The sequence below is a fragment of the Tritonibacter sp. SIMBA_163 genome (assembly GCF_046535935.1).
GTDB lineage: Bacteria > Pseudomonadota > Alphaproteobacteria > Rhodobacterales > Rhodobacteraceae > Epibacterium > Epibacterium scottomollicae.
This window is the reverse complement of record NZ_JAWJBP010000246.1, coordinates 1-308: the sequence shown is the minus strand read 5'-3', so window position 1 is coordinate 308 and position 308 is coordinate 1. Positions and strand designations below refer to the sequence as shown.

At 42.5% G+C, this 308-nt stretch carries 1 protein-coding gene; it reads right to left on the bottom strand.

Features of this window, described 5'->3' with window-relative positions; translation table 11 throughout:
* A partial coding sequence (locus R0J92_RS22265) for a polysaccharide biosynthesis/export family protein (protein WP_411053253.1) occupies positions 1–308 on the bottom strand: 308 nt, incomplete at both ends.

Below are 308 nucleotides of genomic sequence, written 5' to 3'. Positions count from 1 at the left end.
ACTACTACTCAAATTATAAGAACCGGGACGATTCACTTCTCCCGCGATCGCAACCCTGACTGGGCGCGGTTGAGCTAAGGTTAGAGAAACAATTGGACGTTGTAAAATTGGCGTATAACGCTGGGTAATCAACTCATTTGCTTGGGGAATGGTTAATCCTTGAACATCAACACTTCCGACGATGGGTAAACTAATTCTGCCATCAACAGCAATGCGATATTGTCCGCTATATTCGGGAATATTAAAAATATCAATACTAACAACATCTCCCGGACCTAGGGTATAAGGTGTTTCTTGATAGCGAAAAG